The organism is Bacillus methanolicus MGA3, from assembly GCF_000724485.1.
Taxonomy (GTDB): Bacteria; Bacillota; Bacilli; order Bacillales; family Cytobacillaceae; genus Bacillus_Z; species Bacillus_Z methanolicus_A.
Map to the genome: position 1 here is coordinate 735,803 of NZ_CP007739.1, position 26,657 is coordinate 762,459.

Annotated in this window: 19 protein-coding genes and 4 pseudogenes; 13 read left to right on the plus strand and 10 right to left on the minus strand. The window is 36.5% G+C overall.

The annotated features are described in order from the left end of the window. The first annotated feature begins 334 nt into the window (after positions 1-334). The 4 genes from BMMGA3_RS03710 to cydC are packed head-to-tail and all read left to right on the plus strand — an operon-like array spanning position 335 to position 6,207. Complete coding sequence (locus BMMGA3_RS03710; protein ID WP_004433287.1) at positions 335-1,738, plus strand: cytochrome ubiquinol oxidase subunit I; 1,404 nt, start codon at positions 335-337, stop codon at positions 1,736-1,738. A 1-nt stretch (position 1,739) separates the two neighbouring features. Then, entirely contained in the window at positions 1,740-2,753 is a 1,014-nt protein-coding gene (gene cydB / locus BMMGA3_RS03715) for a cytochrome d ubiquinol oxidase subunit II (protein WP_004433288.1), read from the plus strand. Next, a complete protein-coding gene (cydD, locus tag BMMGA3_RS03720; protein WP_004433289.1) occupies positions 2,753-4,468 on the plus strand; it encodes a thiol reductant ABC exporter subunit CydD in 1,716 nt (571 codons plus the stop codon). Before cydB ends, cydD begins: the two co-directional genes overlap by 1 nt. Beyond that, on the plus strand, positions 4,468-6,207 hold the full coding sequence (cydC, locus tag BMMGA3_RS03725) for a thiol reductant ABC exporter subunit CydC (RefSeq protein WP_004433290.1): 1,740 nt from the start codon (positions 4,468-4,470) through the stop codon (positions 6,205-6,207). The genes cydD and cydC overlap by 1 nt, the downstream gene beginning before the upstream one ends. A gap of 467 nt (positions 6,208-6,674) precedes the next feature. Here the strand turns inward: cydC and BMMGA3_RS18720 are convergent, their stop codons facing one another. Further along, the gene (locus BMMGA3_RS18720; protein ID WP_155815522.1) at positions 6,675-6,986 is read right to left on the minus strand and encodes a hypothetical protein; all 312 of its coding nucleotides are present in this window, start codon (positions 6,984-6,986) and stop codon (positions 6,675-6,677) included. Here BMMGA3_RS18720 and BMMGA3_RS17045 point away from each other — a divergent pair. After that, positions 6,940-7,172, plus strand: a pseudogene (locus BMMGA3_RS17045) (transposase domain-containing protein); the annotation flags it as partial. The gene BMMGA3_RS18720 and the pseudogene BMMGA3_RS17045 sit on opposite strands and share 47 nt — an antisense overlap. Positions 7,173-7,380: 208 nt before the next feature. Continuing rightward, positions 7,381-7,536, plus strand: a pseudogene (locus BMMGA3_RS18070) (Fic family protein); the annotation flags it as partial. A 331-nt stretch (positions 7,537-7,867) separates the two neighbouring features. On the opposite strand, the pseudogene BMMGA3_RS03735 reads toward BMMGA3_RS18070, so the two are convergent. After that, a pseudogene (locus tag BMMGA3_RS03735) lies at positions 7,868-8,428 on the minus strand (response regulator). A 505-nt stretch (positions 8,429-8,933) separates the two neighbouring features. Here BMMGA3_RS03735 and BMMGA3_RS17055 point away from each other — a divergent pair. The 3 genes and pseudogenes from BMMGA3_RS17055 to BMMGA3_RS03750 all read left to right on the plus strand — a co-directional run. Next, positions 8,934-9,154: pseudogene (locus BMMGA3_RS17055) on the plus strand (ATP-binding protein); the annotation flags it as partial. Between the two features lie 198 nt (positions 9,155-9,352). Further along, a complete protein-coding gene (locus BMMGA3_RS03745) occupies positions 9,353-10,255 on the plus strand; it encodes an ROK family protein (RefSeq protein ID WP_004433296.1) in 903 nt (300 codons plus the stop codon). A 272-nt stretch (positions 10,256-10,527) separates the two neighbouring features. Continuing rightward, entirely contained in the window at positions 10,528-11,301 is a 774-nt protein-coding gene (locus BMMGA3_RS03750; protein ID WP_004433298.1) for a Cof-type HAD-IIB family hydrolase, read from the plus strand. A 316-nt stretch (positions 11,302-11,617) separates the two neighbouring features. Here the strand turns inward: BMMGA3_RS03750 and BMMGA3_RS03755 are convergent, their stop codons facing one another. Then, complete coding sequence (locus tag BMMGA3_RS03755) at positions 11,618-12,472, minus strand: TIGR03943 family putative permease subunit (RefSeq protein WP_004433301.1); 855 nt, start codon at positions 12,470-12,472, stop codon at positions 11,618-11,620. Continuing rightward, entirely contained in the window at positions 12,465-13,376 is a 912-nt protein-coding gene (locus BMMGA3_RS03760; protein WP_004433303.1) for a permease, read from the minus strand. Before BMMGA3_RS03760 ends, BMMGA3_RS03755 begins: the two co-directional genes overlap by 8 nt. A 406-nt stretch (positions 13,377-13,782) precedes the next feature. On the opposite strand from BMMGA3_RS03760, the gene BMMGA3_RS03765 reads away from it, so the two are divergent. The 4 genes from BMMGA3_RS03765 (at position 13,783) to BMMGA3_RS03780 (ending at position 19,819) form a co-directional block, all read left to right on the plus strand. Then, the gene (locus BMMGA3_RS03765; protein ID WP_004433305.1) at positions 13,783-15,042 is read left to right on the plus strand and encodes a S1C family serine protease; all 1,260 of its coding nucleotides are present in this window, start codon (positions 13,783-13,785) and stop codon (positions 15,040-15,042) included. 438 nt (positions 15,043-15,480) lie between these two features. Continuing rightward, entirely contained in the window at positions 15,481-16,188 is a 708-nt protein-coding gene (locus BMMGA3_RS03770; protein WP_004433307.1) for a response regulator transcription factor, read from the plus strand. Then, positions 16,178-17,587: a sensor histidine kinase gene (locus BMMGA3_RS03775; protein WP_004433309.1), complete on the plus strand. Its 1,410-nt coding sequence runs from the start codon at positions 16,178-16,180 to the stop codon at positions 17,585-17,587. The genes BMMGA3_RS03770 and BMMGA3_RS03775 overlap by 11 nt, the downstream gene beginning before the upstream one ends. 279 nt (positions 17,588-17,866) lie before the next feature. Then, positions 17,867-19,819, plus strand: coding sequence for a lipoteichoic acid synthase (locus BMMGA3_RS03780; protein ID WP_004433311.1), 1,953 nt, complete (start codon positions 17,867-17,869; stop codon positions 19,817-19,819). Between the two features lie 148 nt (positions 19,820-19,967). Here BMMGA3_RS03780 and BMMGA3_RS03785 read toward each other — a convergent pair whose 3' ends face one another. The 6 genes from BMMGA3_RS03785 to BMMGA3_RS03810 all read right to left on the minus strand — a co-directional run bounded on the left by BMMGA3_RS03785 (position 19,968) and on the right by BMMGA3_RS03810 (position 26,414). Continuing rightward, positions 19,968-21,317 carry a hemolysin family protein gene (locus BMMGA3_RS03785; RefSeq protein ID WP_034669280.1) on the minus strand — a complete coding sequence of 450 codons (1,350 nt, stop codon included), beginning with the start codon at positions 21,315-21,317 and terminating at the stop codon, positions 19,968-19,970. Between the two features lie 61 nt (positions 21,318-21,378). Continuing rightward, positions 21,379-21,780, minus strand: a complete 402-nt coding sequence (locus BMMGA3_RS03790) for a MerR family transcriptional regulator (RefSeq protein WP_081485658.1) — start codon at positions 21,778-21,780, stop codon at positions 21,379-21,381. A gap of 231 nt (positions 21,781-22,011) precedes the next feature. Next, positions 22,012-23,316 carry a hemolysin family protein gene (locus BMMGA3_RS03795; RefSeq protein ID WP_004433316.1) on the minus strand — a complete coding sequence of 435 codons (1,305 nt, stop codon included), beginning with the start codon at positions 23,314-23,316 and terminating at the stop codon, positions 22,012-22,014. A 153-nt stretch (positions 23,317-23,469) separates the two neighbouring features. Further along, on the minus strand, positions 23,470-24,012 hold the full coding sequence (locus BMMGA3_RS03800; RefSeq protein WP_004433318.1) for a GNAT family N-acetyltransferase: 543 nt from the start codon (positions 24,010-24,012) through the stop codon (positions 23,470-23,472). 202 nt (positions 24,013-24,214) lie between these two features. Then, the gene (locus BMMGA3_RS03805) at positions 24,215-25,357 is read right to left on the minus strand and encodes a histidine kinase N-terminal domain-containing protein (RefSeq protein ID WP_004433321.1); all 1,143 of its coding nucleotides are present in this window, start codon (positions 25,355-25,357) and stop codon (positions 24,215-24,217) included. A 181-nt stretch (positions 25,358-25,538) separates the two neighbouring features. Further along, on the minus strand, positions 25,539-26,414 hold the full coding sequence (locus BMMGA3_RS03810) for a cation diffusion facilitator family transporter (protein ID WP_004433323.1): 876 nt from the start codon (positions 26,412-26,414) through the stop codon (positions 25,539-25,541). Between the last annotated feature and the right edge of the window lie 243 nt (positions 26,415-26,657).

Sequence of the window (26,657 nt, forward strand, 5' to 3'; positions counted from 1 at the left end):
TGAGGAGTTTTCATGTTTGCCACATTAATAATGATGTTTAATATTGTGAAATTATGAACATGTATTTATGTGAAATCATGAACATGTTATCACCTCAGGATAAATTCTGTTGAATATCTTAAGGGAGGAAATGCCATTGATCAAGGTGCATAGTTATGTGAAATTATGAACATGATATCATGTCATGACAAATTCTGATGAACATCTTAAGGGAGGAAAAACTATTGATCAATGTACGTAGTTATGTGAAATAATGAACATATAGTTATGTGAAATTGTGAACATGATATAACCTAGGTCACATATGGGCGAAATTCTTAAAGGAGGAACTACTATGGATCCAGTAATGTTGGCAAGAATACAGTTTGCTTTAACTACAATCTACCACTTCTTCTTCGTGCCGCTTACCATTGGCCTTGCATTTATTATTGCTCTGATGCAAACATTATACGTTGTGAAGAAAAAAGAGATTTATAAAAAAATGGCAAAATTCTGGGGACATTTGTTCCTGATTAACTTTGCTGTAGGGGTTGTAACAGGAATTATTCAGGAATTCCAATTTGGAATGAACTGGTCAGATTATTCTAGATTTGTCGGTGACGTTTTCGGGGCGCCTCTGGCCATTGAAGCATTGCTTGCCTTTTTTATGGAATCAACTTTTATCGGCCTTTGGATTTTTGGCTGGGATCGTTTACCTAAAAAAGTGCACTTGGCAAGCATTTGGCTGGTATCTATCGGGTCCATGCTTTCCGGTTTTTGGATTTTAACGGCAAACGCCTTTATGCAAGTGCCTGTTGGTTATGAAATGAGAAATGGCAGGGCGGAAATGGTTGACTTTCTAGCGCTTATATCCAATGGACAATTATGGGTGGAGTTTCCACATGTTATCACAGGTGCATTGTGTACCGGAGCATTCTTTGTTGCAGGTGTTAGTGCCTATAACTTATTAAAAAAGAAACATATCGAATTTTACAAGAAATCGATGAATATCGCCTTAATCATTGGTTTAATTGGCAGTTTGGGTGCAGCCTTCAGCGGACACGATCAAGCGCAATATCTTGTGAAAACACAGCCAATGAAAATGGCAGCTGCAGAGGGCATTTGGGAAGATACGCCCGATCCTGCACCTTGGTCAGTATTTGCTTTGATTGATACAAAAAATCAGGAAAATAAGTTTGAAATAAATATTCCTTATGCATTAAGCTATTTATCTTATTCTAAATTTGAAGGCAGTTTAAAAGGAATGAAAACTCTACAAGCCGAATATGCGAAAAAATATGATCGAGTCGTTGGCGAAGGTACGAATTATATTCCTCCAGTCAAGACGACGTATTGGAGCTTCCGTTTAATGGTAGGATTTGGTGCAGCGATGATATTATTATCGATGCTTGGTCTGTATCTTTGGAAAAAGGGACGCCTTGAACAAAGCAACATGTTTTTGAAAATCCTAGTTCTTTCAATCTCATTTCCGTTTTTGGCAAACACTTTCGGATGGGTCATGACTGAAGTTGGACGTCAGCCATGGACGGTATTTGGATTGATGACAACAGCTGACGCTGTTTCACCGAATGTTTCTTCAGGGACAATTTTATTTTCTATTATTATGTACATGCTGATTTTCACGATTCTTGCAAGTGTCATGGTTTATTTAATGGTTCGAGAAATTAAACGAGGACCGGAGCATCAAGGTGTAAAATCTACTGTATTAACAGATCCATTCAATAAGGCAGGTGTTTAAAATGGAATTGAGTGAACTTTGGTTTGTTTTAATCTCCGTACTCTTTATTGGATTCTTCTTTCTTGAAGGTTTTGATTTTGGCGTAGGAATGTCGACTCGTTTCCTTGCTCGTGATCAAAAAGAGAGGACCGTAATGGTGAATACAATCGGTCCTTTTTGGGACGCGAATGAAGTATGGCTTATAGCTGGAGCGGGCGCCATTTTTGCAGCCTTTCCACATTGGTATGCAACTATGTTCAGCGGCTATTACTTACTGATGCTGGCAGTTTTGCTAAGCCTAATTGGTCGCGGTGTTTCTTTTGAATTTCGCCGCAAAGTTGCAGACCCACGCTGGACGAATATGTGGGACTGGGTAATCTTTTTTGGAAGCTTGCTGCCGCCGTTTCTACTAGGTGTCCTGTTTACAAGTATGCTTAAGGGTGTGCCGATCCATAAAGATATGAATATGGACGCCGGTTTTTCGGATGTTATGAATATTTATTCAATTTGGGGCGGTTTAACGATTACATTACTGTGTTTATTGCATGGTTTGACTTTCCTATCTCTAAAAACAGAAGGAGAGATCAGACAACGGTCGGCTGCATTGGCTAAAAAAGTGTTTTTGGCCGTTTTTGGATCGCTTGTCGTCTTTGCAGGACTCTCTTGGTTTATGACAGATATTTTTGAAGTACGCCGTATTCCAGAGATAATAATTGTCGCATTGATTGTGCTGGCATGTGGTTTATCATACTATTTCATTATCAAAAAGCGCGAAGGAATGGCATTCACTATGACGGGGCTTGGAATCGTGTTAACGGTATCATCAATTTTCGTTGGACTGTTCCCAAGAGTGATGGTCAGCTCTTTGAATAAAGCTTTTCATTTAACGGTTTACAACGCATCCAGCGGGGCATACTCTCTAAAAGTAATGACAATTGTGGCTGCAACTATATTACCATTTGTATTAGGGTATACTATTTGGAGCTACTATATTTTCCGCAAACGAGTATCTGACAAGGAGCATTTAACATACTGATGGATAAAACGCTGCTCTCGTACAAAGGGATTAAGCCGGTCCTGGCTGGACTTGCGATATTAACGGCTATTCAAAGTATTATCATTATTATTCAGGCTTATTTTTTGGCAGACGCAATCTCCTCCCTTTTTGGGGGAGATTTGTTTGCTATTGTCTTTAAAAAGTTAGCCATTTTCTTTATTGCAATAGTCGTACGACAACTGATTAATATATTGAAAAAAAATATGGCGTACCGTTTTGCTGCCAGAACGAGTGAAGAGTTCCGGAAGTCGTTGTTGCAAAAGTTGTTTCAGCTCGGCCCTCGTTTTGTAAAAGAAGAAGGTTCCGGGCAGACAGTCACCTTGGTCATTGAAGGCATTATGAAGTTTCGCCGCTATTTAGAGCTTGTTCTTCCGAAATTTATGAATTCGGCAATTATACCTGTCATGATTTGCATCTTTATTTTTTTAAAAGATATCCGTTCTTCTGTTATTTTAATCCTGTCTTTTCCGATACTTATTGTCTTTATGATTCTCCTAGGATTGGCGGCAAAAAGTAAGGCTGACCGCCAATATGAATCTTATCAAATGCTGTCAAATCATTTTGTTGATTCGTTGAGAGGATTGGAAACACTCAAATACTTGGGATTAAGCAAGCAGCATATCAACAAAATTATAATAGTAAGCGAAAGATATCGACGGGCTACAATGGGAACTTTGCGTATAGCCTTTTTATCTTCGTTTGCATTGGATTTTATTACAATGCTGTCAATAGCGACTGTTGCTGTTTTTCTTGGAATAGGATTAATTAACGGCACAATGGAGTTGCATAAAGCATTGACCATTCTTATCCTTGCACCGGAATATTTCCTCCCAATTAGGGAGGTTGGTGCAGATTACCATGCGACACTTGACGGAAAAGAAGCAGGCAAAAAGGTTCAGGAAATCATCGACAAAGAATCGCTGCAGCAAAAACAAGAGACTATCCCCCTTTGGAAACCAACTAGTACATTTTCTGTTAAAGGAATAAGTATTCATTTATCAGACAGTGATCGTCCAGCTTTGCAAAACATCCAATTTTCTGTCTCAGGCTCAAAAAAAATTGGGATTATTGGAGCCAGTGGTGCAGGAAAATCTACATTGATTGATTTATTAAGTGGATTTTTAACACCTTCGTCAGGTGAATTTCAGGTGAATGGCAAGAAGTTAACAACTTTATCTCAAGTACATTGGCAAAGACAAATTACATATATACCCCAACATCCTTATCTATTTCACGATACCGTTTTAAACAATATTCGCTTTTATTATCCGGAGGCAACAGAAAAAGAAGTAGAGGAGGCTGCAGAGAGAGCAGGCCTAACTGAAGTGATTCAATCGCTGCCCCAGGGATTCGAGACGATCATAGGGGAGGGTGGACGGACCCTTAGCGGTGGACAAGAACAACGGATAGCCCTTGCACGCGCATTCTTGGGCAATCGTCCTGTCATCATGCTTGATGAGCCAACTGCCCATCTTGACATTGAAACAGAATACGAATTAAAAGAGACGATGTTGCAATTGTTTAACGGAAAGCTTGTATTTTTTGCTACACATCGCTTGCATTGGATGCTTGATATGGATCTAATCATCGTCCTTGATCAAGGAAAAATTGTTGAAATCGGAACACACGAAGAGTTAATAGGGAAGAATTCTACTTATTATCAGCTTGTTAAAACACAAATGGAGGGCATCTAATGAACAAGGAGAATTGGATTTTCCCGTATTTGCGTCAATATAGCGGCTTGTTTGCGTTGGCTATTCTACTTGGTTCGCTTACTATTCTCTTTGGCGGAGCATTGATGTTTTCTTCTGGTTATTTAATTTCTAAAGCGGCAACTCAACCAGAATCAATTTTAATGGTTTATGTGCCGATTGTTGGTGTCCGTGCATTCGGAATTGGCCGAGCTGTGCTTAGCTATGTGGAGAGGTTGACAGGGCACCAATTTATTTTGAAAATACTTTCCGACATGCGCGTCCGCTTATATAAAATCATCGAGCCGCAAGCCTTGTTTCTGCGTTCACGCTTACGCACGGGCGACATTCTTGGAGTACTTGCCAATGATATTGAACATCTGCAGGATTTTTACTTAAAAACACTGTTTCCTTCGATTATTTCATTATTCATTTACACATTGATTATCATTTGTGCTGGACTTTTCTCGATATCATTCGCAATTCTCTTGGCTGTATTTATCGGGTTGTTGATTTTTGTTGGTCCAATTCTTTCATTTATTTATACGAAAACAAAAAATGAACAATTGAAAAGGGGAAGACACCAACTTTATCAACAGTTGACCGATACGATTTTTGGCATCAGCGACTGGATTTTTAGTGGGAAATACGAGACTTTTATTCAGCGATATGAAGAACAAGAATATCAACTGCTTGCAATTGAAACGAAGAAACAAACCTTTGTGAACTGGCGAGACGTTTTGAATCAGATGGTGCTTGGTGGCATTGTGGTATTTGCTATCTATTGGGCCAATGAGCAAACACTAAGAGGAGAATTCTCTCCTACGTTCATTGCTGCTTGTGGTCTCGCAGCACTGTCCTTGTTGGAATCCTTTTTACCGATTGCAGGGGCAGTCAGTGAAACAACAACCTATCAAGATTCATTAAAGCGCCTTGATGACATACAAGCAGAAGCTCTACCTTGGATAGAATCAGAGAATTTGAAAGATTTGCCGGTCATATCTCAAGCAACGATTGAAATAAACCATTTATCATTTGGACAATTGTCTGAAACACCATTGCTGGACGATTTTAGTTTAAAAATTGAACAAGGGGAGAAAATCGCCATTATCGGGCGCAGCGGAGCTGGAAAATCGACGCTGCTGAAATTAATTCAGGGAGTACTTGTACCGACTAGCGGCGAAGTGCGAATAAATGGATTGAATGTAAATGAATTGGCTTCGACTATTCCAAAATTAATGTCTGTCCTCAACCAAAAGCCTTACTTATTTAATACAACTGTCATGAATAATATCCGCCTTGGCAACCCGGAAGCAACGGATGAAGAAGTATACGAAGCAGCCAAGATGGTTCAATTGCATCAGATGATTATGCAATTGCCTAAAGGGTATGAGACGTACATGCATGAAACAGGACAGCGCTTTTCCGGTGGTGAACGGCAAAGAATCGCAGTGGCACGGATATTATTGCAAAAAACTCCGATAGTCATCATGGATGAACCGACAGTTGGACTCGATCCAATCACAGAAGCGAACCTATTGGCTGACATCTTCGATACACTGAAGGGTAAAACTATCATCTGGGTAACGCACCATTTGATAGGCGTGGAGAAAATGGATCGCATCCTTTTCCTTGAAAAAGGAAAAATCACCATGGATGGCAGTCATCAACAACTACTGGAAAAAGAGGAAAGATATCGCCGTTTATATGCACTGGATCGTCCGTTTTACATGAATAGATAGTACAAATAGGACTTGTTATTTTAGGTAGAATGTGTTCATTTCCTGCATTGTCAGGAATAATAAAATTAGAAAATAGCATACAGGAAAAAAGACCGCTGGTGCTAGCAACATCAAAAGATCATGCAATAGACGGTTCCCTCGATAGGGGATCAGCTGTTAAGGGGAATAATCCACCTGAGCCGCAAGGGTGGATTATTTTTTTGGCTTTTTACTCCCGTTCGGCAGGGATTTACTCCCGTTGGAAGAAGTATTTACTCCCGTTCGAGGGGCGTTTACTCTGGTTTGGAAGGAGTTTACTCTCGTTTAAAAATGTTTTTGGTTAAGTGGTAATCCTGAAAAGCCAAGAGATCGTAATAAATCATTTAGAAGAAATTCAATAAGATGACGGCTATTTTCCTGTTTATAGCAATTAAAGAAGAATATGACTAACCAAAACTACAGATTTTGCTCATTTTGTAAAGATATATTCATAGATCGCTAAATAGGTATGATAGAGCATTTGAATTTCTAAGTATAAACACTATGAGAAATGCCAATGTAAAAATTCGAAACCATTGTTTTTTATTCATTGATAAAATTAGAAATAGTATGATAGCAGATAAAATATCAAATCCAAGAGTTATTGCAAACATATAAAAATACGAATAGCCTTCTGAAACTAACAAACCAATGGGCATTGCGGCACATAACGCAGCAATCCATCCGTTTCCTCTGCTAAACCCGTAGCGAAGTTCGATCAAGCCATTTGTCATTGGCCGCAAAAATTGGCTGTTTGCCAACACCACACGGGGTGCTGGGGCCAGTGCAACAATTTACAGTATTATTGAGACAGCTAAAGAGAATAACTTAAATCCATTTGCCTATCTCACCTATCTTTTTGATAACTACCAAACATGGATACCCAAGATAATGATGCCTTGGATCAATTAATGCCTTGGTCATCAACGATCCCATTAGTTTGTCGTGTGTTTAAAAAGAATACTATACTTAAATCAAAACTAAATCCCCATCTACATGTAGGTGGGGATTATTTGACGCTTACGAAAAATATAGATACGTTGGTAAAAACATTAAAAAGCTTAAGTAAGTTACAGCATTAATACAAGAACTTCAATCATTATTGTCCATTACCTCTAGAAGACATAAAGAAATAAAGGGGAATAATAGGATCAGCTGCTTCCAGTTGAACTTGCTGCTATGTTTCATTTAAATTCGTTTCTATTCATCCATTTTCTGATGGAAATGGCCGTACAGCACAACTTCTGATGAATCTCGTATTTATGAAGTTATGGATTTCCTTTAGCTATCGTAAAAGCAGAACCAGCGTGTTGAATAAAATACTATGAAACGTTGGAATTAGCAAGTGTGAAGAATGAAGTACAACCTTTTTGCGATTTTTTCTGACCAAATAAATAGTCTTGACGGGCAGTTAGCATGTACCCCTTAAGGTAGATGTTGAAAAAACCTTTTTTGGGCAACACTACATTAAGGAGTGATTTATTATGGCTAAAAAAGTACAAAAACTCTAAACGTAATCTCTGGAATTAAAATTGAAGGCAATTGAAATGAAAGAACAAGGGTTCACTGCTGCCTATATTAATAAGCATTTATGGTGGTCTCTATCGTCAAGACAAGAGTTATTGCATTATAGTTCGTTTGTTCAATAATCCAACAATCCAAGCTTGACAGCTTTTACGGCTGCCCCAACTCTTGAATCGACTTCTAGTTTTCGAATAATCGAAGAAATATGATGTTCGACCGTTCTTCTACTAATCATCAATAACTCACTGATTTAGGTGTTTTTCTTATCCTCTGAAATTAATTTTAGAATTTCGAGTTCAGCTTTTGGTAGAGAGTTCTTATCATGTACTAAACTTTTGTTAGGAAATAATTTGACCCCTATATGACTTTGTCTTATTGCATTGGCTAATTTGATGGCAGACTCCTCTTTTGAGACAAAAGCAAATGCACCGGCATCAGAAGCGGCATCTATGTATTCATCATAGTGATAACCAGATAAAATGACAACCTTACTCTCAGGATATTATTCGGTTATTTTCTTAGTCAGCTTAATACCATTATTATTTTTCATTCTTATATCCATGACGATCACATCAGGATTATTCTTAATTATTTCCTCATCTAAATTAGCTGCATCGGAAATTGTACTGACAATTTCTAAATCAGTTTCATTTTCTAACAGGAACTTTTGAAACACAATATAGTGATATTCATAAGAGACAAATGTTTGCGGGAGTTAAATCTATAGCTTCGGATGCATCTGGTAGTGGAAATTGGACACTAACAGGGTATAGTGCAGAGCTAATTGATGGTGGTCGTACTTATGTTATTACTGTATCAGGAAAATATTCGTATAATGGAGTAACTTATACAATTTCAAAAAGCATAGAATTTTATTGCAATGTTGATGATTCCATTGGTTGATGAGAAAGCTTCATTTTTGATGAATACCGGAATTTGAAACACAGGTGAAATTTAATAGGCGTGATTTTGCAGATAGAGTGGTTATTTTCTGCAAATGGCTTCGATAGGGGAGGTGAATAATGTTTACCTTTCCTTTTTGTTTACGGTTGAGAGAAGAAACTGTGAAAGTTGAGTTAATTTTAAATGTTTAGAGAATGTTCGTTCCATTTCAAGAAGAGTTGGCTCTTCTAGCATGAAGTTGTCAAGCAGGACGTAGTGTTTAGCAACTTGATATGGATTCTCTGCATAAGCAAGGTGCAGAATTGTTGTTTCAGATTATTTCAATTTGTTATTAAACCAGAAGTTTGATTGTGACCACCAACCTACAATTCGGGCAGTGGAATCACGTGTTTGGCGATCCAATCTTGACAGAAGCTGTTATAGATCGGTTCACCATTCACATTTATTGTTCTTTAACGGTGATAGCCGTCGGTTAAGAGATTCAATCTTACAAAATAAATAAGACGGGAGTGGCAAGTGGTACATTTTTAATTGCCATTTGATACATTTTTTACTTGCCAAAAACAGGTTCTAGTTAAATATTTCCTGATAGACAAGAAAATGGTTTAAAACTGTTGACCTTTTAATAAAGATAGGTGATGATTTTATATATTTCATCGTCAATATTAGAAGAAAGTTACCATATAAATGGAGGTATTTTATGTTGCTTGGCGGTATTGAAGCAGGGGGCACCAAATTTGTTTGTGCTGTCGGATATGGGGACGGAATTATTTTAAAAAGAATTGAAATCCCGACAACAGTCCCAGAAGAAACTTTTGAAAAGGTGATTGGTTTCTTTAAAGAATTTGAATTGAATGCAATAGGGATTGGCTCTTTTGGACCGATTGACGTTAATCAGGAAAGTCCAACATATGGTTACATAACAACAACCCCCAAAAAAGCATGGGATAACTTTCCTTTCGTTCAGACGATTAAAGAAGAATTTAACGTACCTATCGGATTTAATACTGACGTTAATGCTGCCGCTTTAGCGGAGTCTAAATTAGGAGCCGCTAAAGGACTGGACAGTTGTTTATATATAACCGTTGGTACCGGAATCGGAGCTGGTGCCATCGTTCAGGGGAAGCTTCTTCAGGGATTTTCCCACCCTGAAATGGGGCATATTCTTGTCAGGCGGCATCCAAATGATCATTACAAAGGAAATTGCCCGTATCATCAAGATTGCCTAGAGGGTCTTGCAGCTGGTCCAGCGATTGAAGAACGATGGAATATTAAAGGTGAAGAGCTGCAAGAAAGGCAAGAAGTTTGGGATTTGGAAGGCTTTTATCTTGCACAGGCACTCATGCAATATGTTCTTATTCTTTCGCCAAAGAAGATCATTCTTGGAGGAGGGGTTATGAAGCAAAAACAAATTTTCTCTTATATTTATAAATATATCCAACAATTATTAAATAATTACATTGTGTATCCCGAGCTTTCAACAAGTATTAATGATTATATCGTACCTCCGGGATTGAAAGAGAATGCCGGCATCGTTGGTGCACTTTTGTTGGCAAAACAGGCATACCAGGAAAAGAAACAAGCTTATAAGAATCTGATATGAAGTAACTTTGAAAGATAAGTCATGGGGAATGCTCCCATGGCTCGTTTATTTTATATTCTCGTATTTGACCAAAGGAACTAAGACAAAACACTTTGTTTTGCAAAGTCTATGAAATGCACATAATTAGTATTTTTGTTATAATGGCATGAGTTAAGAATCATCTAAATTCAGTTTAACTTTACGAATATAAACCCATTCTAAACAGAATGAGATAAAAATATATTAATGTTCGTTCAGAGAGAATATATTTTCAGCCAAAGTGAGGGGATATTATGAGCCAAACAATGATTTTTTTTGATATTGACGGAACTTTGCTTGACCATGATAAACAGCTGCCTAATTCAACGAAGCAAGCGATCCATGCATTAAAAGAAAAAGGGTATGAAGTCGGCATTGCGACAGGACGGGCGCCGTTTATGTTTAAAGATCTGGCGAAAGAGCTCGATATTGACACTTATGTTTCTTTTAATGGCCAGTATGTAGTTGTAAAAAATGAAGTTGTTTATAAAAATCCGCTTCACTTAGAATCTTTAAGGAAACTGGCGGAGTATTCCTCGAAAAAACAACATCCGCTCGTATATTTATCCCATGAAGAAATGAAATCAAACATAGAGTATCATCCACACATACAAGAGAGTATTGAAACATTGAAATTTAGCCACCCGTCCTATGATCCGGAATACTTTGAAGACCGTGAAATCTATCAATCTCTGCTATTTTGTGTTGAGGGAGAAGAAAAGGACTATATGGAAGAGTTTAAACAGTTTGACTTTATCCGCTGGCACCCGGTTTCAACAGATGTTTTACCTGCAGGCGGCTCGAAAGCAAAAGGTATAGAAATTGCGATCCGCCATTTAGGAATTCCAGATGACCAGGTTTATGCTTTCGGAGACGGATTAAATGATATTGAAATGCTCCGTTTTGTAAAAAACAGTGTTGCAATGGGAAATGCACATGAATCCGTAAAAAAAGTCGCCAAACATATAACAAAAGATGTTACAGAAGACGGGATTGCTCACGGGCTCGAATTATTAGGATTATTATAATTAATGCATTTCAAAGGATCATTAAAAAAGGGCCTGACCCCTCCGAAACAACATATAGTCAAACTTAAATTAAAACAATCAATTATTGTCATTGATGAGGGAGTCAGGCCTTTATAAGTCAGCTCTATTTTTCTGTGGAAAAGGGGCGGAGCTGCGCCAACAAAAATAGAAATGAAAGATACATGTTTTAGCTTTTTAAATATTTTGTGCTTGGCTCCGCTTCACACCGCCTTATTTTGTTGGTTTATGTTTTTATATGAGACCTATTTCCATATTAGAGTTGAGAGTAAAAACTCATGATTTTTTATATGAAAGCTTAATTACGATAAACATAGGGATCTTTAGGCTGTTCAATTTTGTACCATTCCTTAACTTTTAAAACAGGAATAGTTGATTTGAAAGGCTGATAGTACATTGATGACAACGTACCTTTTACATGAAGCCACTGATCATCTTTCAAATGAACATCCTCTGGAAATTCGACCAGCATCCCGAAAACACCTGAATCCGCAATACAATGAATAACCCCAAACCTAAGAACGAACATTTGCCTTTTGTTAACCGCTTCTCCTTTAAATGCGAATCCGTTAAAACTGATCGTATCACCAAGAAATTCACCTGGATAATTATAAATTGTCTCCATTCCTCTTAAATAATCATTGTCTTTTAAAGCTATTACTTTTTTTGATGAATATTTTTTCAACTCTTTTTGCATTAATTCATAATATCCTTCTTTCCCGTAGTAAACACTTGAATCTGGCCGGAGATATTGAGTTTGTGCGTATGGATCTTTCGTTTCAATACTTTTAAAAGAAAAACCTTTTGATTTCACAATATTTGAATCCAAGGTTGCAATTGGAAAAAATAATCCCGAGATTAATGGAAAAGAAAAAATGGTATAAATAAAGATTCTTTTGAAAAAGGGTTTGTCATTTTCATGATCGTGATCATGATTATGATCGTGATCACAACAAGTATGTGATTCAGATTCATTTTCATTGAGTTCCTTCAAGTAAACATAAGCTTGTACAATAGTCAAAATGGCAAAGATAAAAATGGCAATATATGATAAATACGAATATTTCATATTAATATATTTCGTAATATTTCCAGTAGCATGAAGGTGAAAAAAGAAAAAAGTAAAAAACATCAAAATGAGTGTTCTAAACATGAGTTATCCCGCCTTTTTGGAAAAATAGGGATCCAATAAGGACTAAAATTGCAATATAAGCAATTAATATAAAAACAAAACGTTTTTTAAAGACTCCAAGCATCATTAACATGTTTTTTATATCAACCATCGGTCCAAATACAAGGAAAGCTAATAATGATCCGGTTGAAAATAAACTACTAAATGAAGATGCAATAAAAGCATCTGCTTCAGAACAAAGGGATAGAACAAATGCCAATCCCATCATGACAAGTGAAGAGGAAATGTCGTTTTGGCCAATAGCTAATAGAGTTGATGTTTTAATATATGTCTGCATAGCAGCAGCAATAAAGGCGCCTATTATTAAATATTTGCCAACCGAAAAAAACTCATCAACTGCATGTCGCAATGTTCCTGTCAGTTTTCTTAAAAACGATTGATTTTGATGATTATGGCCATGATGATGGCCATTTGTCATTATCTTCTCTAAAAGCTGATTATCTTTATATTGAAAAGATAAAATGACACCAATGAGGAAGGAAACTAGTATAGCTAATCCACCACGATATATCATCATTTCCCAATTATTTCCGAACGCGATATAAGTAGAAAATAACACAATCGGGTTAATTACAGGCCCCGTTAACATAAAGGCAATTGCTGCATGCAGGGGCACTCCTTTTAATATAAGCCTCCGAGTTATCGGAACGATCCCGCACTCACATCCTGGAAAAAATATTCCAGCTGTTGAGGCAAGCAAAACAGCAAGAAAGCGGTTTTTCGGTATAATTTTTGCGATCATTTCTTCTGTGATAAACATTTGGATTAAACCGGAAATAAGTACGCCAATAAGTACAAATGGAAAAGCTTCTATTAAAATACTAATAAAAATAGAATTGAGCTGTAAAAATGATTGTGAAATCACATTTATGCCTCCAATGCGCTGAATAAGAAAACATTAATTTCATTATAATAGCATAACTCTATGATTCGAATCGATTGGAAATAATTTTTTTATCAAAAAGTTTATATGTTTAACTAAAGAATGAGGAAGATTTATTTTTGAGTCAAGAAAATTGCTTATTTATGTACCTCTAAATTAAACATTAAATTAAAATCCCCGAAACATATGCATCCATCAATTTTTAAACCTATTTTCAATCACCATATATCTTAATTTTTCCTAATTGCAATGAGAAAAGGAATTTTACTTGATTTTCTTAAAAATTTTTTCTAGGAGTATTAAAAATTTGTTAATAGTTTCGTCATAACTTCTAGATACGATAAGGACAGCGATACTATAAAAAAGAGAGAGTAAGGGGGAGGAATAAATGACAGATTCCAATGAAAATGTACAAAATCCAATAGTTGAATCAAAAAAACAAAGAAAGTCAGTCGGATCAAAATTAAAAGGCTTTCTTTCAACAGTCATTGCCGGTATCGTTGGTTCTGTCTTGACTTTGGCAATTGCCCCGCATATCGATTATTTACAGGACCTATTTTCTTCATTTGAGAAAAAATTTGCAGATCATTCAAGGCTAGCTGATGGAAATAATGGTTCTTCTGGAAGAAGTTTTGCAAAGACTGTATCCGTTCATCCGACTTCAACAAATCAAACAAATTCAATTGCGGACATCGTCGCAAAAGCGTCAAAAGCGATTGTCGGCATTGTAAATCTTCAAAATCGGAATGACTTCTTTAATCAAAGTACCGAGAGTGTTGAAACCGGTTCGGGTTCAGGTGTTATTTTTAAAAAAGACGGCAACAATGCTTTTATCGTTACAAATAACCACGTAATTGAAGGGGCACAAGGTATTGAAATCTCGCTTCCAAACGGGAAAAAAACGAGGGCTGAATTAATCGGTGCAGATGCCTTAACCGACCTTGCTGTATTGAGAATTGATTCGAAATATGCGCCTTCAACTCTGGAGTTTGGAGATTCAAATTCGATCAGGCCTGGCGACCAGGTCCTTGCGATTGGAAACCCGCTTGGTCTTGATTTATCCCGGACTGTGACACAGGGAATTGTCAGTGCTGTTAATCGGAAGATAACCGTTTCCACTTCAGCAGGTGAATGGGATCTAAATGTTATCCAAACGGATGCCGCAATTAATCCCGGAAACAGCGGAGGAGCTTTAATTAACACGCAAGGCCAGGTTATTGGCATTAATAGTTTAAAAATTTCCGAAAGTGGCGTTGAAGGATTGGGATTTGCCATTCCAAGCAATGACGTTGTGCCGATTGTAAATGAAATTATTGAAAAAGGTCATGTAGAGCGGCCTTATATTGGAGTCAGTTTAGCAAGCCTTGATGAAATTCCGCAATATTTTTTGCAGAACCTTCCTAAAAGCGTTGACGGCGGAGCAATGGTAACCTACGTTGATCCAAATTCTTCCGCAGCAAAAGCGGGCCTTCAAATACAAGACGTAATAGTGTCCATTAACGGTACAGACGTAAAAAATTCAAATGATTTACGAAAATATTTGTATACGAAGATGAAAATTGGCGATAAGATAACGCTCAAGCTTTACAGGCAAGGAAAACTTAAGACGGTCGAATTAACTTTAACAAGTAAAAATATGACATATTAAACAAAATTATCGACTAAATGTAAAGGGCCTGGCCCCTCCAATTACAAAAAAATCCACCTTTGAGTTAAGGCTCGGTGGATTTTTTTCTATTTGCTGCCCCATTGGAAGGAACCTTCTATTTAATTTTCAGCAAGTAAACAGTTTGCTTTGGACATTTCTTTTTTCGTATACTCCTTAATAGAACACGTTTCAAAAATTTATTTTTACTTTTCCTTTTCCTTTTATTTATTTTTTGTGGGCGGAGATCATTAGCTACAACGATCTTCCTGTTCGAGATTTACAATGACAAGCTTATTTAACAAATTTGAATAAATTATCATAAATTATTTCGCATTGTTTAATAATCATTGTGGTATATAGAACATAGTGATAAATGATGAAATTCGTTTTAATTTGAAAAAAATTAATTAGAGTTTTTTAAATAGGAGATGCAGTCTGATGAAAGTTTTAGTAATAGAAGATAATGAAAGTGTCTCTTCCATGATTGAGATGTTTTTTTTAAAAGAAGGAATCAAGGGAGAGTTTGTAAAGGATGGGTTAGAAGGCTATAACCGATATAAAGAAGACAGCTGGGACGCATTGATTATCGATTGGATGCTTCCCGGGATGGATGGAGTGACAATCTGCCGTAAGATTAGAGAAGAGGGCAGTTCGGTGCCGATTATCATGCTGACAGCAAAAGACAGCGAATCGGATCAAGTGCTAGGTCTTGAGATGGGAGCGGATGATTATGTAACAAAGCCTTTCAGTCCGCTTGCTCTTATGGCGAGAATTAAAGCCGTGACCCGGCGATACAACAATCAAAAAAATGAAACCACCGAAAAAGGGGTCTTGCAAACAAAATATTTTAAAATCAGTAAAGAAACAAGAGAAGTTTATCTTAATGGCGAACCGATTACAAATTTAACTCCGAAAGAATTTGATCTTTTATATTATTTTGTTCAACATCCAAAACAAGTGTTTTCACGAGAACAATTGCTTGAACGGGTATGGGGTTATCAATTTTACGGGGATGAAAGGACAGTTGACGTTCATATTAAACGGCTTCGGAAAAAAGTTGGCACGCCGAACCAGCCATTTTTCTATACAGTGTGGGGCGTAGGTTATAAGTTTGATGAGACGCCGGTGGATGTAAATGAAGATTAAATATTTTTATCAGCAATTTATTAGCCATATTAGCACCATCATTGTTGCTTTTTTAATATTGAGTTTATTGTTTGCCCATTATGTTGAGTCGCTAGTTTATAACAACAAAGCAGAGGAATTGATTACGTACGGCGAAAATATTCTTATGGATTTGGAACAAAGCAGAATTGGATCAGAGCAAATATTAGATGAGTACGAGCATGTTTTAGCAGGGAGGAACATTCAATTCAGTTTATTTGATGAAAATTTGAAAACCTCAATAGGAGGACACCGTGCTGAAATTACATTATCAAAAGAAGAATGGAACAAAATTTTAAAAGGGGATCCAATTGTCGTCAAAAACGACATTAAGCGGTTCGATAAGGCAGTGACGTTTGTTTTACTGCCTTATTTTCAAAATGGCACTTTTTTAGGAGGCATTTTACTTACTTCTCCGATTAGCGGTTCAAGAGAAATGATTACAAAAATCAACCAATATTTATTTTATACCGTATTAATTGCACTGGTTGTGTCATTATTTCTTAGCTGGATCTTGTCAAAAATCCATGTGAATCGTATTAAACGGATCCAAGAGGCTACTTCAATGGTTTCAGCTGGTGATTATTCGGTAAATATCCCATCTTCCAATTTTGATGAAATCGGTGAATTGGCAGAGGATTTCAACAAAATGGTGCAAAAATTAAAAGCCTCGAAGGAAGAGATCGAAAGTCTTGAAAACAGAAGACGCCAGTTTATGGCAGATGTTTCCCATGAACTCAGGACTCCTTTAACGACAATCAGCGGTGTGATCGAAGGACTTCGAAACGATATGATACCGGAGGAGGAGAAAGACAGAGGACTGCAATTAGTCAGCCAGGAAACAAAAAGGTTAATTCGGCTCGTAAATGAAAACCTCGATTATGAAAAAATCAGGTCGAATCAAGTTAAGCTTATGAAAGAAGATATTCAGCTGATTGAAGTATTAGAAATTATTAAAGATCAATTAGATATTCTTGCAGACGAAAAGAATAACAGAATCATTGTAGAAGTCGATGAAGATTTATTTGTATATGCAGATTATGACCGCCTAATGCAAATATTGCTCAATATTACTAAAAACAGCATTCAATTCACTGAAAATGGAACAATCTGGTTAAGAGGAAAAGCTAGTGATAAAGAAACGATTATTGAGATAGAAGATACAGGGATCGGGATCGATCCAGCAGAAATCGAAAAAATCTGGCATCGCTTTTATAAAGCCGACTTATCAAGAACGTCCAATCCATACGGTGAATTTGGCCTCGGGCTTTCAATTGTAAAGCAATTAGTCAATCTCCATAATGGAAAAATTGAAGTAACAAGTGAAAAAGGCAAAGGGACAAAGTTTGTCATCCGCTTTCCTATATTTGCAGAAATGTAATTCCATGTTCCTTGGTATATTCGTGGTAAGTAGAAAAGGAAAAATGGTAAAATACAAATGAATTGATCGAACAATTTAATGAACAGTAGGCAGGAAGTATTATAAAAAAAGTTTTAAAATATTTTAATGTTTTGATTCGTATAGACTTTTAAACTGTATTCATGAATTGTTCATATTTTATTCATACTTGACAGTTATGATATCATATAAATGTCGCCCAAAAATAGTGAATCCAAATGATTAACACAATGCGATATAGAAATCAGGAAGGTGACAAATATGAAACGTTTAACGGTGAAAGGATCAAATATTTTCAATAAACATACTAGCTTTTTCTTATTAGCTGCCATCCTGTTATGGATAAAAACTTATTTGGTACAGAAATTTGAGTTTAATTTAGGGATCGATAATTCCATGCAACAGTTTTTGCTTTTTATAAACCCGATCGGATCGATCCTTTTTTTTCTTGGATTTGCACTTTATGCAAAAGGTAGATCACGCTATTATTGGATTATTGCAATTGACTTTATTTTAACTTTTCTTTTATACGCGAATGTGCTTTATTATCGCTTTTTCAACGATTTTATTACACTTCCAACTTTAACGCAGTCTAAAAACTTTGGAGATGTCAGTGGAAATATTCTTGCATTGTTAGAGCCATATGATCCTTTATATTTCGTTGACATTTTCATTTTGGTGCTTTTATTGGCTGTTTGGAAGTTGAAACCTGAGCAAGCTAAGGTTTCGCGTCGAAAAATTAATTTTTTATTTCTTTCAGCGATTGCTATAATATGTGCAAATATTTCATTGGCTGAAATCGACCGTCCTCAATTATTAACAAGGACATTTGACAGAAATTATATTGTTAAATATTTAGGCATGTACAACTTTACGATTTATGATGCGATCCAAAGTACAAAATCGTCCGCTCAGCGGGTATTAGCCAACAGCAATGATATTACAGAAGTTGTTAACTATACAAAATCAAATTATGCGAAACCAAATCCGAAATATTTTGGAATAGCAAAAGGTATGAATGTTATTTATATTCATTTGGAGTCGCTGCAAAACTTTATCATTCACTACAAGTTACACGGCGAAGAAGTTACTCCATTTTTAAATTCGTTAACAAAGGATCCAAATACGTTATACTTTGATAACTTTTTCCATCAAACGGCACAAGGAAAAACTGCTGATGCGGAATTTTTATTGGAAAATTCTTTGTTTGGTCTACCTCAAGGATCGGCTTTTTCAACAAAAGGCTTAAATACGTATCAGGCTGCGCCGGCAATTTTAGGCCAACATGGATATACATCCGCGGTTTTTCATGGTAACAACAAAACATTTTGGAACCGAGATGAGATTTATAAATCATTTGGTTATGACAAATTCTTTGATTCAAGCTATTACGATATGAATCCAAAGGACGTCATTAATTATGGATTAAAAGATAAACCGTTTTTCACTGAATCAATGCCATTGTTAAAATCGTTGCGGCAGCCTTTTTATGTAAAATTTATTACATTGTCCAATCATTTTCCTTATCTGATTGATGAAGAAGATGCAACGATTGAAGGAAATACGACCGGAGATCCTTCTGTTGACAATTATTTCAGGACAGCCCGTTATTTAGATGAAGCCGTGAAAGAATTCTTTCAATATCTAAAGGAATCAGGCTTGCTTGATCACTCTGTTATTATTTTGTATGGTGACCATTATGGTATTTCTGAAAATCATAATAAAGCGATGGAGCAAGTTCTCGGCAAAGAAGTGACTGATTTCGAGAATGCTCAATTACAGAGGGTGCCATTATTTATCCGTGTCCCTGGGATGAAAGGAGGCGTTATGCACCAATATGGTGGACAAATCGACCTTCTCCCAACACTTCTGCACTTGCTTGGAATTGATACAAAGAATTATGTTCAATTAGGCACTGACTTATTATCTAAACAGCATGACCAGGTTGTTCCTTTCCGAAATGGTAATTTCGTAAGCCCAACTGTAAATGCTATAAATGGAAAGTATTATGACCATGCCGGAAATCAAATTGAAAAAAATCCGGAGATTGCAAGATTAGAGGAAAAAGTGAAACTGAAATTAGATCTTTCAGACCGGGTAGTAAATGGTGACTTGTTACGATTCTATACACCTAAAGGTTTTAAGCCTGTAGACCGCTCTAAATATGATTACAATCATCATGAAAAAATCAATGAAGATGCTTCAGATCACTAATTAGCTGTTGAGTTCTCTCAACAGCTTTTTTATTAGATTAAATGCAAAGGGGCCTGACCCCTCCATTACAACATATAGACAAATTATTAATTAACTCATTCTATACATTGTCGTTTGAGGAAGGTGTCAGACCCCTAAGAGTCAACCTCTATGAAATTACCTCTGATTTCCTTAACGGAATAGACTGAAGCTGTTGTTCTGTATTATAATTTTTTGTTACTTCAATATATTTGATATGGTGGTCTTCCATTTCTAAAATTTTGAAATCATAAGATTCCAGGCTAATGATGTCGCCTTCTTTTGCTTCATAATTTTCTGTCAGAATCCAGCCGCCGATTGTATCAACATCTTCATCATCAATTTCAGTGCCTAACAAGTCGTTAACCTCACTGACAAGCACTTTAGAATCAATAATAAAATGTCCGTCTTTTATTTTTCGCACCATCGGAACTTCATCCATGTCAAATTCATCCTGAATTTCACCAACAATTTCTTCGAGAATGTCCTCAACAGTTACAAGTCCTGAAGTTCCGCCATATTCATCCATTAAGATTGCCATGTGAATCCGTTCTTTTTGCATCTTAACGAGCAGATCGTGAATTGGAATTGTATCAATCACTCGAATAATCGGCCGGATATACGATTCAAGCGTTTTCGTTCCGATTCCTTGTTTTGAAATAAAATCAGTCAACAGTTCTTTTATGTTTACTAGCCCGATAATATGGTCTTTATCACCATCTATAATAGGGTATCGGGTGAATTTTTCTTTTTTGACAATCTGCAGAAAAGTTTCAAGGGTGTCATCTTTCGACAAAGACACAATCTCTGTCCTTGGGACCATGATTTCTTTTGCAATCCGGTTGTCAAATTCAAAAATTTTGTTTACATACTTAAACTCTGATTGGTTAATTTCGCCACTTTTATAGCTTTCGGACAAAATAATGCGAAGTTCTTCCTCTGAGTGAGCCAGTTCATGTTCGGAAGCAGGCTTTAATCCGAACAGGTTTGCTACAAGACGTGCAGAACCGTTTAAAGTCCAAATAAACGGATAAAGCAATTTATAGAACCAGATAAGCGGACGTGCCGCAATTAAACTTACAATTTCCGCCTTTTGAATCGCCAACGTTTTCGGTGCCAATTCACCAACTACTACGTGCAAAAAGGTAATAAAGGCGAAAGCTATTCCGAATGTCAGTATATGCGACAGGGAACTTGGCAAGTATAATTCATGGAACAGCGGGCGCAAAATCCGTTCAATCGTCGGTTCCCCGAGCCATCCTAGTCCTAGTGCAGTAAGAGTGATTCCAAGCTGGCAGGCAGATAAATATTCATCAAGGTTTGAAATTATTTGTTTAGCTGCAATTGCGCTTTTGCTGCCTTCTTCAATCAACTGATCGATTCTTGAACTTCGCACTCTTATAATGGCAAACTCCGACGCGACAAAAAATGCCGTTAAAGCAATTAAAATGGCTATTAAAACCAAGTTAAATATGTCCAAATAAATTTCCTTAGCTCGTAACAATAACGAGTAAGGAGTCACCTCCTGATTTATTAAAAAATTAACTCGTCAGAATCAAAAGCGACTGCATCAAGGCGGAACCTTCCCTGGAAAGCTTATTGGCCAAATCTTCTTTTTGCGGTCCGTCAAGGTTTTTAATAAGTGGCAAAATTACTGCTAATTCATTGTGCAGCTGTCTCATTTGATTAGTTACATTACTTACATGCTTTTCAACTTCTGATTCTCGAATTTGCTTCGATTTTTTGATTTCTAGTTTTCTTTTAATCTCTTCAAGGGGAAAGTGCATTGATTTGCATTCTTCAATAAATTTAAGATCGATTAAAGCTTCTTCAGAATAGATCCGATAGTTTGATTTAGAGCGGTCAGCTTTAAGCAGTCCCAAGCTTGTATAATAATCAATTGTTCTTTTTGAAACTCCGGACAAATTGGCTAACTCGCCGATACGATAGACTGCCCCATCATATCACCTCTGTTATTTTAAATTATAATAATTATAGAGTTTTTAAACCGTACAGTCAAACGTTACAGTTTCATTAAAATGTAGTTATACTATTATATGATTAGTGGCCGCAATAAATAAATTAAATGATGAATTTTCTGATAATTATGATTGTGTGAAAGGCTGTCTCATAAGGGTCTGACCCTTAGGTTTTTGAGACAGCCTCAATATTTTTTAAACATTTTCCTGTTTTTTACATACTTCTATATATAATATGTGATGTCCTTCTATTTCTTTAATTTTGAATATATGATCTTCCTGTTCAAGAAAATCTCCTTCTTGCACATCAAATTTATGTGTCAGGAACCAGCCGCCAATCGTATCGACTTCCTCTTCTTCCAAAGAAGTTCCAAGGAGATCATTTACCTCCGAAATCAAGAGTTTAGCGTCAAGAATATAGCCATTTTCGGTTTTACGAATAAGAGGGACCTCGTCAATGTCAAATTCATCTCTTATCTCTCCTACAATTTCTTCAAGGATGTCTTCAACCGTAACTAATCCTGCAGTTCCGCCATATTCGTCAAAAAGGATTGCCAAATGTGATCTTTCTCGCTGCATTTTAACGAGTAAATCTTGTATTGGAATCGTTTCAATAACCCGTATCACAGGTTTTATATAGGGGCGCAAGGGATATTCGCCTTCACATTTCTTTTGTATACAGTCTGTCAAAATTTCTTTTATGTTAACTATCCCGATAATATTATCTTTGTCACCGTCGGTGGTTACCGGATAACGTGTAAATTTTTCCTCTTTTACAACCGTTAATATCTCTTCTAGGGTTGCATACTCCGGAAAGCTGATGATTTCCGTCCTTGGCACCATTATTTCTTTTGCAACACGATTGTCAAATTCAAAGATTTTGTTGACATATTTATATTCAGACTGGTTAATTTCACCACTTTTAAGGCTCTCTGAAAGAATGATGCGAAGTTCTTCTTCGGAAAGCGCGAGTTCATGTTCTGAAGCAGATTTCAGCCCAAACAAACCTGCGACAAATCTTGCTGAGCTATTTAATGCCCAGATAAACGGATACATCACCTTATAAAACCAAATCAGGGGCAGAGCCAACGAAAGGGTGATGCTCTCTGCTTTGTGGATTGCAATTGTTTTTGGTGCTAATTCTCCAATTACAACATGCAGAAAAGTAATGACGGAAAAGGCAATCAAAAAGGAGAGTATTTGGCTAATTGATTCTTGAATGCCTAGTTTTCCAAATAACGGTCGAAGAATTCCTTCCACAGTCGGTTCTCCAAGCCACCCGAGGCCAAGTGCAGTAATCGTAATCCCTAGCTGGCATGCAGATAAATAGCCGTCCAGATTTGAAATGACCTTTTTGGCTGCTTCAGCTTTGTTATTCCCCTCCAGTATCAGCTGGTCGATTCTAGATGTACGGACTTTTACGATTGCAAATTCCGATGCAACAAAAAAAGCAGTCAATGCAATCAAGAAAGCAACTAAAAATAAATTTGCTCCTATCATGTACGAGCCTCACATTTTCGTAAGGCGTTCACCTCCCCCTTTTTTGCATAATTTGATACATGTACTTTTCCCATATTTATCCCGTTCTAGTCGTACATAAGTTTCCTGCCGAAAACGAAACGAAAAAAAGCTGCCTTTTTGGACAGCTTTTCATCATTTTTTCCATTCTCTAGCTAAAAGGCCGTAGATGATCAGATCATGGTAGTGGTCATTTAGATATTCACCGTCACGGATAAGGCCTTCCTGAACAAAGCCAAGCCGTTCAGGGATGGCACGGCTTTTAAAATTTTTTGTGCCGCAGCGGATTTCAATCCGGTTTAGCAAGAGGTCAAAAAATGCATAGTTAATAAGTGCCTGAACTGCTCTCGTCATAATTCCATGTCCTTCAGCTTCTTTAGCAAGCCAATAGCCGATGCTCGTTTGTCTGTTGTTCCAATCAATATGGTGGAACCCGATGGATCCTACTAATTTTCCTTTATAGCGGATGCCAGTTTGAAAGCCATTGTTGTCTGCAAATTGTTTCAGCCAAATCGAAATAATCGTATGGTATTGTGAAGATGAATAGATGCTGTCAACCCATGGAAGCCATTCCCTCAAATGGATGCGATTTGAATCAACAAGATTGAACAGCTCGTGAGAATGATGGAGCTGAAACAGTTGAAGTTCAATTTCTTCATCTACTTTTAAGGTAAACATTCCTATTTCCCCTTTTTTAATAAGCATATAGAGAAATTGGAAAAATGTACACAGATTTTTTGGGAAAAGGAGCGGAACTGCTGCGTCTGCTAGAGCAAAAACCTTGTCTAGGATTGTAAATAGTTAGAGCTTGGCTTCGCTCACACCGGCCTTATATTATTGTTCGTTCATAAGAAAAAGCAGTGTTTAAAACCGCTTTTTCTCATTCTTTCATTGAGGTGTCTGCGGAAGGCAAAATAATTGTGAATACTGTTTTCTCTTCGTTTGATTTGCAAGATAAGACCCCTTTATGTTTTTCGATGATTTCTTTGCAAACAAATAGTCCAAGACCGGTTCCTAGTTTTTTTGTCGTGACAAATGGTTCGAAAATCGTTTGCAACATTTCTTTTGATATCATAGGGCCGTTATTAGCTATTTCAAGCTTGATATATTCTTTTTTTTCATTTGTATAATATCCTTTAATTTCTATTAGCGGGTCACTGCGATATTGGCTTAGGACATCGATGGCATTAAAGATAATGTTAATCAGGACTTGGCGGATTTCATCAGAATACCCATAAAGCTTTATGTCATTAACAATTTCATTAATAATTCTGACTTTGCAATCTAAAATACTCGGATATAAAAAGGTCAGAACTTCATCAATTAACGATTTTAACGAAAAAATGCTTTTGTCTTTACCAATTAGTTCTTTTTTTGAAAGAAGTAGAAACTGTGAAATTCGAAAATTTAATTGTTCTAATTCATTTGAGATAATATCTAAATAGTTCATTGAAGGATAATCTGCTTTTAATAATTGAATGAAACCTTGGATAGATGTTAACGGGTTGCGGAATTCATGAATAAAGCTTGAAGTCATCTGGCCGAGAAGGGTAAGTCTGTCTTTATGGGTGGAATCGATAAACTTTGACTTCTCTTCGATAATTTTATTTTTCGCTTCTGTGTAGTAAGAAACTGTATAGTAAAGGAATTTATCGAAGCAATAGTTAATGTTATCGATTGACTTTTGGAGTTCTGTCCAGTCCATATCCATTTTATTCAGATATTTATTAATAATGGATCTGCCAAGATTAATATTATATACAAATTCACCAATATTAATATCTGCTTTAACCCTTTCATCACCGACAACATATGCCAGTTTTTTTATATATGTTTCAATTTTTTCTTCAGGTCTTGTTAAGATACTTTTTACAATATCAAAAATTGCTTCCCCATTTTGTTTTATGTGGTCCTTAAACGGATCTTTATCAGATTCCATTATCATTTTTTCCCACTCATCTAATATGACCTTTTTTTGGCTTTCCAAAAAGTCGGTTAATCTCCTTTTTGTAGTGGCTAACATGTTTTCCTCCTGTTCCACTTTATTTTGTGTATTAATAGTATTCGATGGGAAATAGCAAATTCCTTTATCGTATTTTACAAAATAATGAGGAATAATGGCGAAAAATCGATATTTACGTATATTACTGGCAATTTACCTGTAATTTTTGAACGAAATGAAAAAGAACGGCACTTGCCGTTCTCTAATCTCCATTCAGAAGCGGTTCTATATGGATGATTGCACTTTCAATCATATGCATATGACGGAGATTCTTCTCAATATTTTCAGTAATGTTATGACTTTCTACAACATTTAAAGAAGGTTTTACTAAAACCGTTGCTTCTACTAAAACTTGGTTTCCGTTCATCCGTGCTTTCACTTCTTTAATGGACTCTACTCCTGGTGTTTTACGAATAGTTGTTACAATCTCCGCAAGCATTTCCTCATTAAAGCCATCTGTTAATGAGTGGGAAGCTTCAGAAAAGATCCCCACTGCTGTTTTGCAAATTAGAACTCCAACGGCAAGTGCCGTTAAAACATCAAGGAGGGCAATGCCAAATTGTGTTCCGGCTATTCCTATAAATGCCCCAATGCTGACTAATGCATCTGAACGGTTGTCATAAGCAACAGCTTTGATAGAAGAACTGTTGATTTTTTCTCCAAGTTTTAAGTTGTATCGATAGACGCCATACATGGCCAATGCACTTCCCAAGGCAGTCCATGCCGTAAGCCAATTTGGGGTTTCAATATTATCCTTGAAGAAATTTTGAATGCCCCCAATGATCACTTGAATTCCGACAGAGATCATAATAAAAGCAGCCACTAAAGATGCGACTGATTCCGCTCGTGAATGTCCGTATAAATGATTATGATCAGCAGGTTTTCTTGAAATTCGTAGTCCAATTAAAACCGCTACCGAAGCGATTACATCAGTTAAATTGTTTAAGCCGTCTGCTCCAAGTCCTTCGGAGTGGCCGATTTTGGCAATTAACAATTTGATGGACGCCAAAATGATATATGCAATGATGCTTAACCAGGCGCCTTTTTCACCTAATCTTAATTGGTCGTTTCGTTCCATGACAAACCCCCAATGAATCATATGACCAACTTAAACCATACCAAAAGAAAGGTATGTGAGTCTATAGAAACAATGTCGGAGAAAGGCAGTTCTATTGAATATATTAAAATAATTTGCTTTAGGCAAAATAATTGATGGTTATACAGAATCAAAGATTTCCTTGTTTATTTTTGTGAGTTTCCCGCAAAAGCCTCTTATTAAGAGATTAAATTCTAACAAAAAATTGAAAATGTAAATTTTCAC

Bases quoted from the DNA above. Each gene is read 5' to 3' on its own strand.
- BMMGA3_RS03810 (WP_004433323.1), bottom strand. From the start codon at position 26,414: ATGGAACGAAACGACCAATTAAGATTAGGTGAAAAAGGCGCCTGGTTA.
- BMMGA3_RS03770 (WP_004433307.1), top strand. From the start codon at position 15,481: ATGAAAGTTTTAGTAATAGAAGATAATGAAAGTGTCTCTTCCATGATT.
- cydC (WP_004433290.1), top strand. From the start codon at position 4,468: ATGAACAAGGAGAATTGGATTTTCCCGTATTTGCGTCAATATAGCGGC.
- BMMGA3_RS03795 (WP_004433316.1), bottom strand. From the start codon at position 23,316: ATGATAGGAGCAAATTTATTTTTAGTTGCTTTCTTGATTGCATTGACT.
- BMMGA3_RS03805 (WP_004433321.1), bottom strand. From the start codon at position 25,357: ATGTTAGCCACTACAAAAAGGAGATTAACCGACTTTTTGGAAAGCCAA.
- cydB (WP_004433288.1), top strand. From the start codon at position 1,740: ATGGAATTGAGTGAACTTTGGTTTGTTTTAATCTCCGTACTCTTTATT.
- BMMGA3_RS03755 (WP_004433301.1), bottom strand. From the start codon at position 12,472: ATGTTTAGAACACTCATTTTGATGTTTTTTACTTTTTTCTTTTTTCAC.
- BMMGA3_RS03780 (WP_004433311.1), top strand. From the start codon at position 17,867: ATGAAACGTTTAACGGTGAAAGGATCAAATATTTTCAATAAACATACT.
- BMMGA3_RS03750 (WP_004433298.1), top strand. From the start codon at position 10,528: ATGAGCCAAACAATGATTTTTTTTGATATTGACGGAACTTTGCTTGAC.
- BMMGA3_RS03745 (WP_004433296.1), top strand. From the start codon at position 9,353: ATGTTGCTTGGCGGTATTGAAGCAGGGGGCACCAAATTTGTTTGTGCT.
- BMMGA3_RS03775 (WP_004433309.1), top strand. From the start codon at position 16,178: ATGAAGATTAAATATTTTTATCAGCAATTTATTAGCCATATTAGCACC.
- BMMGA3_RS03710 (WP_004433287.1), top strand. From the start codon at position 335: ATGGATCCAGTAATGTTGGCAAGAATACAGTTTGCTTTAACTACAATC.
- BMMGA3_RS03800 (WP_004433318.1), bottom strand. From the start codon at position 24,012: ATGTTTACCTTAAAAGTAGATGAAGAAATTGAACTTCAACTGTTTCAG.
- BMMGA3_RS03765 (WP_004433305.1), top strand. From the start codon at position 13,783: ATGACAGATTCCAATGAAAATGTACAAAATCCAATAGTTGAATCAAAA.
- cydD (WP_004433289.1), top strand. From the start codon at position 2,753: ATGGATAAAACGCTGCTCTCGTACAAAGGGATTAAGCCGGTCCTGGCT.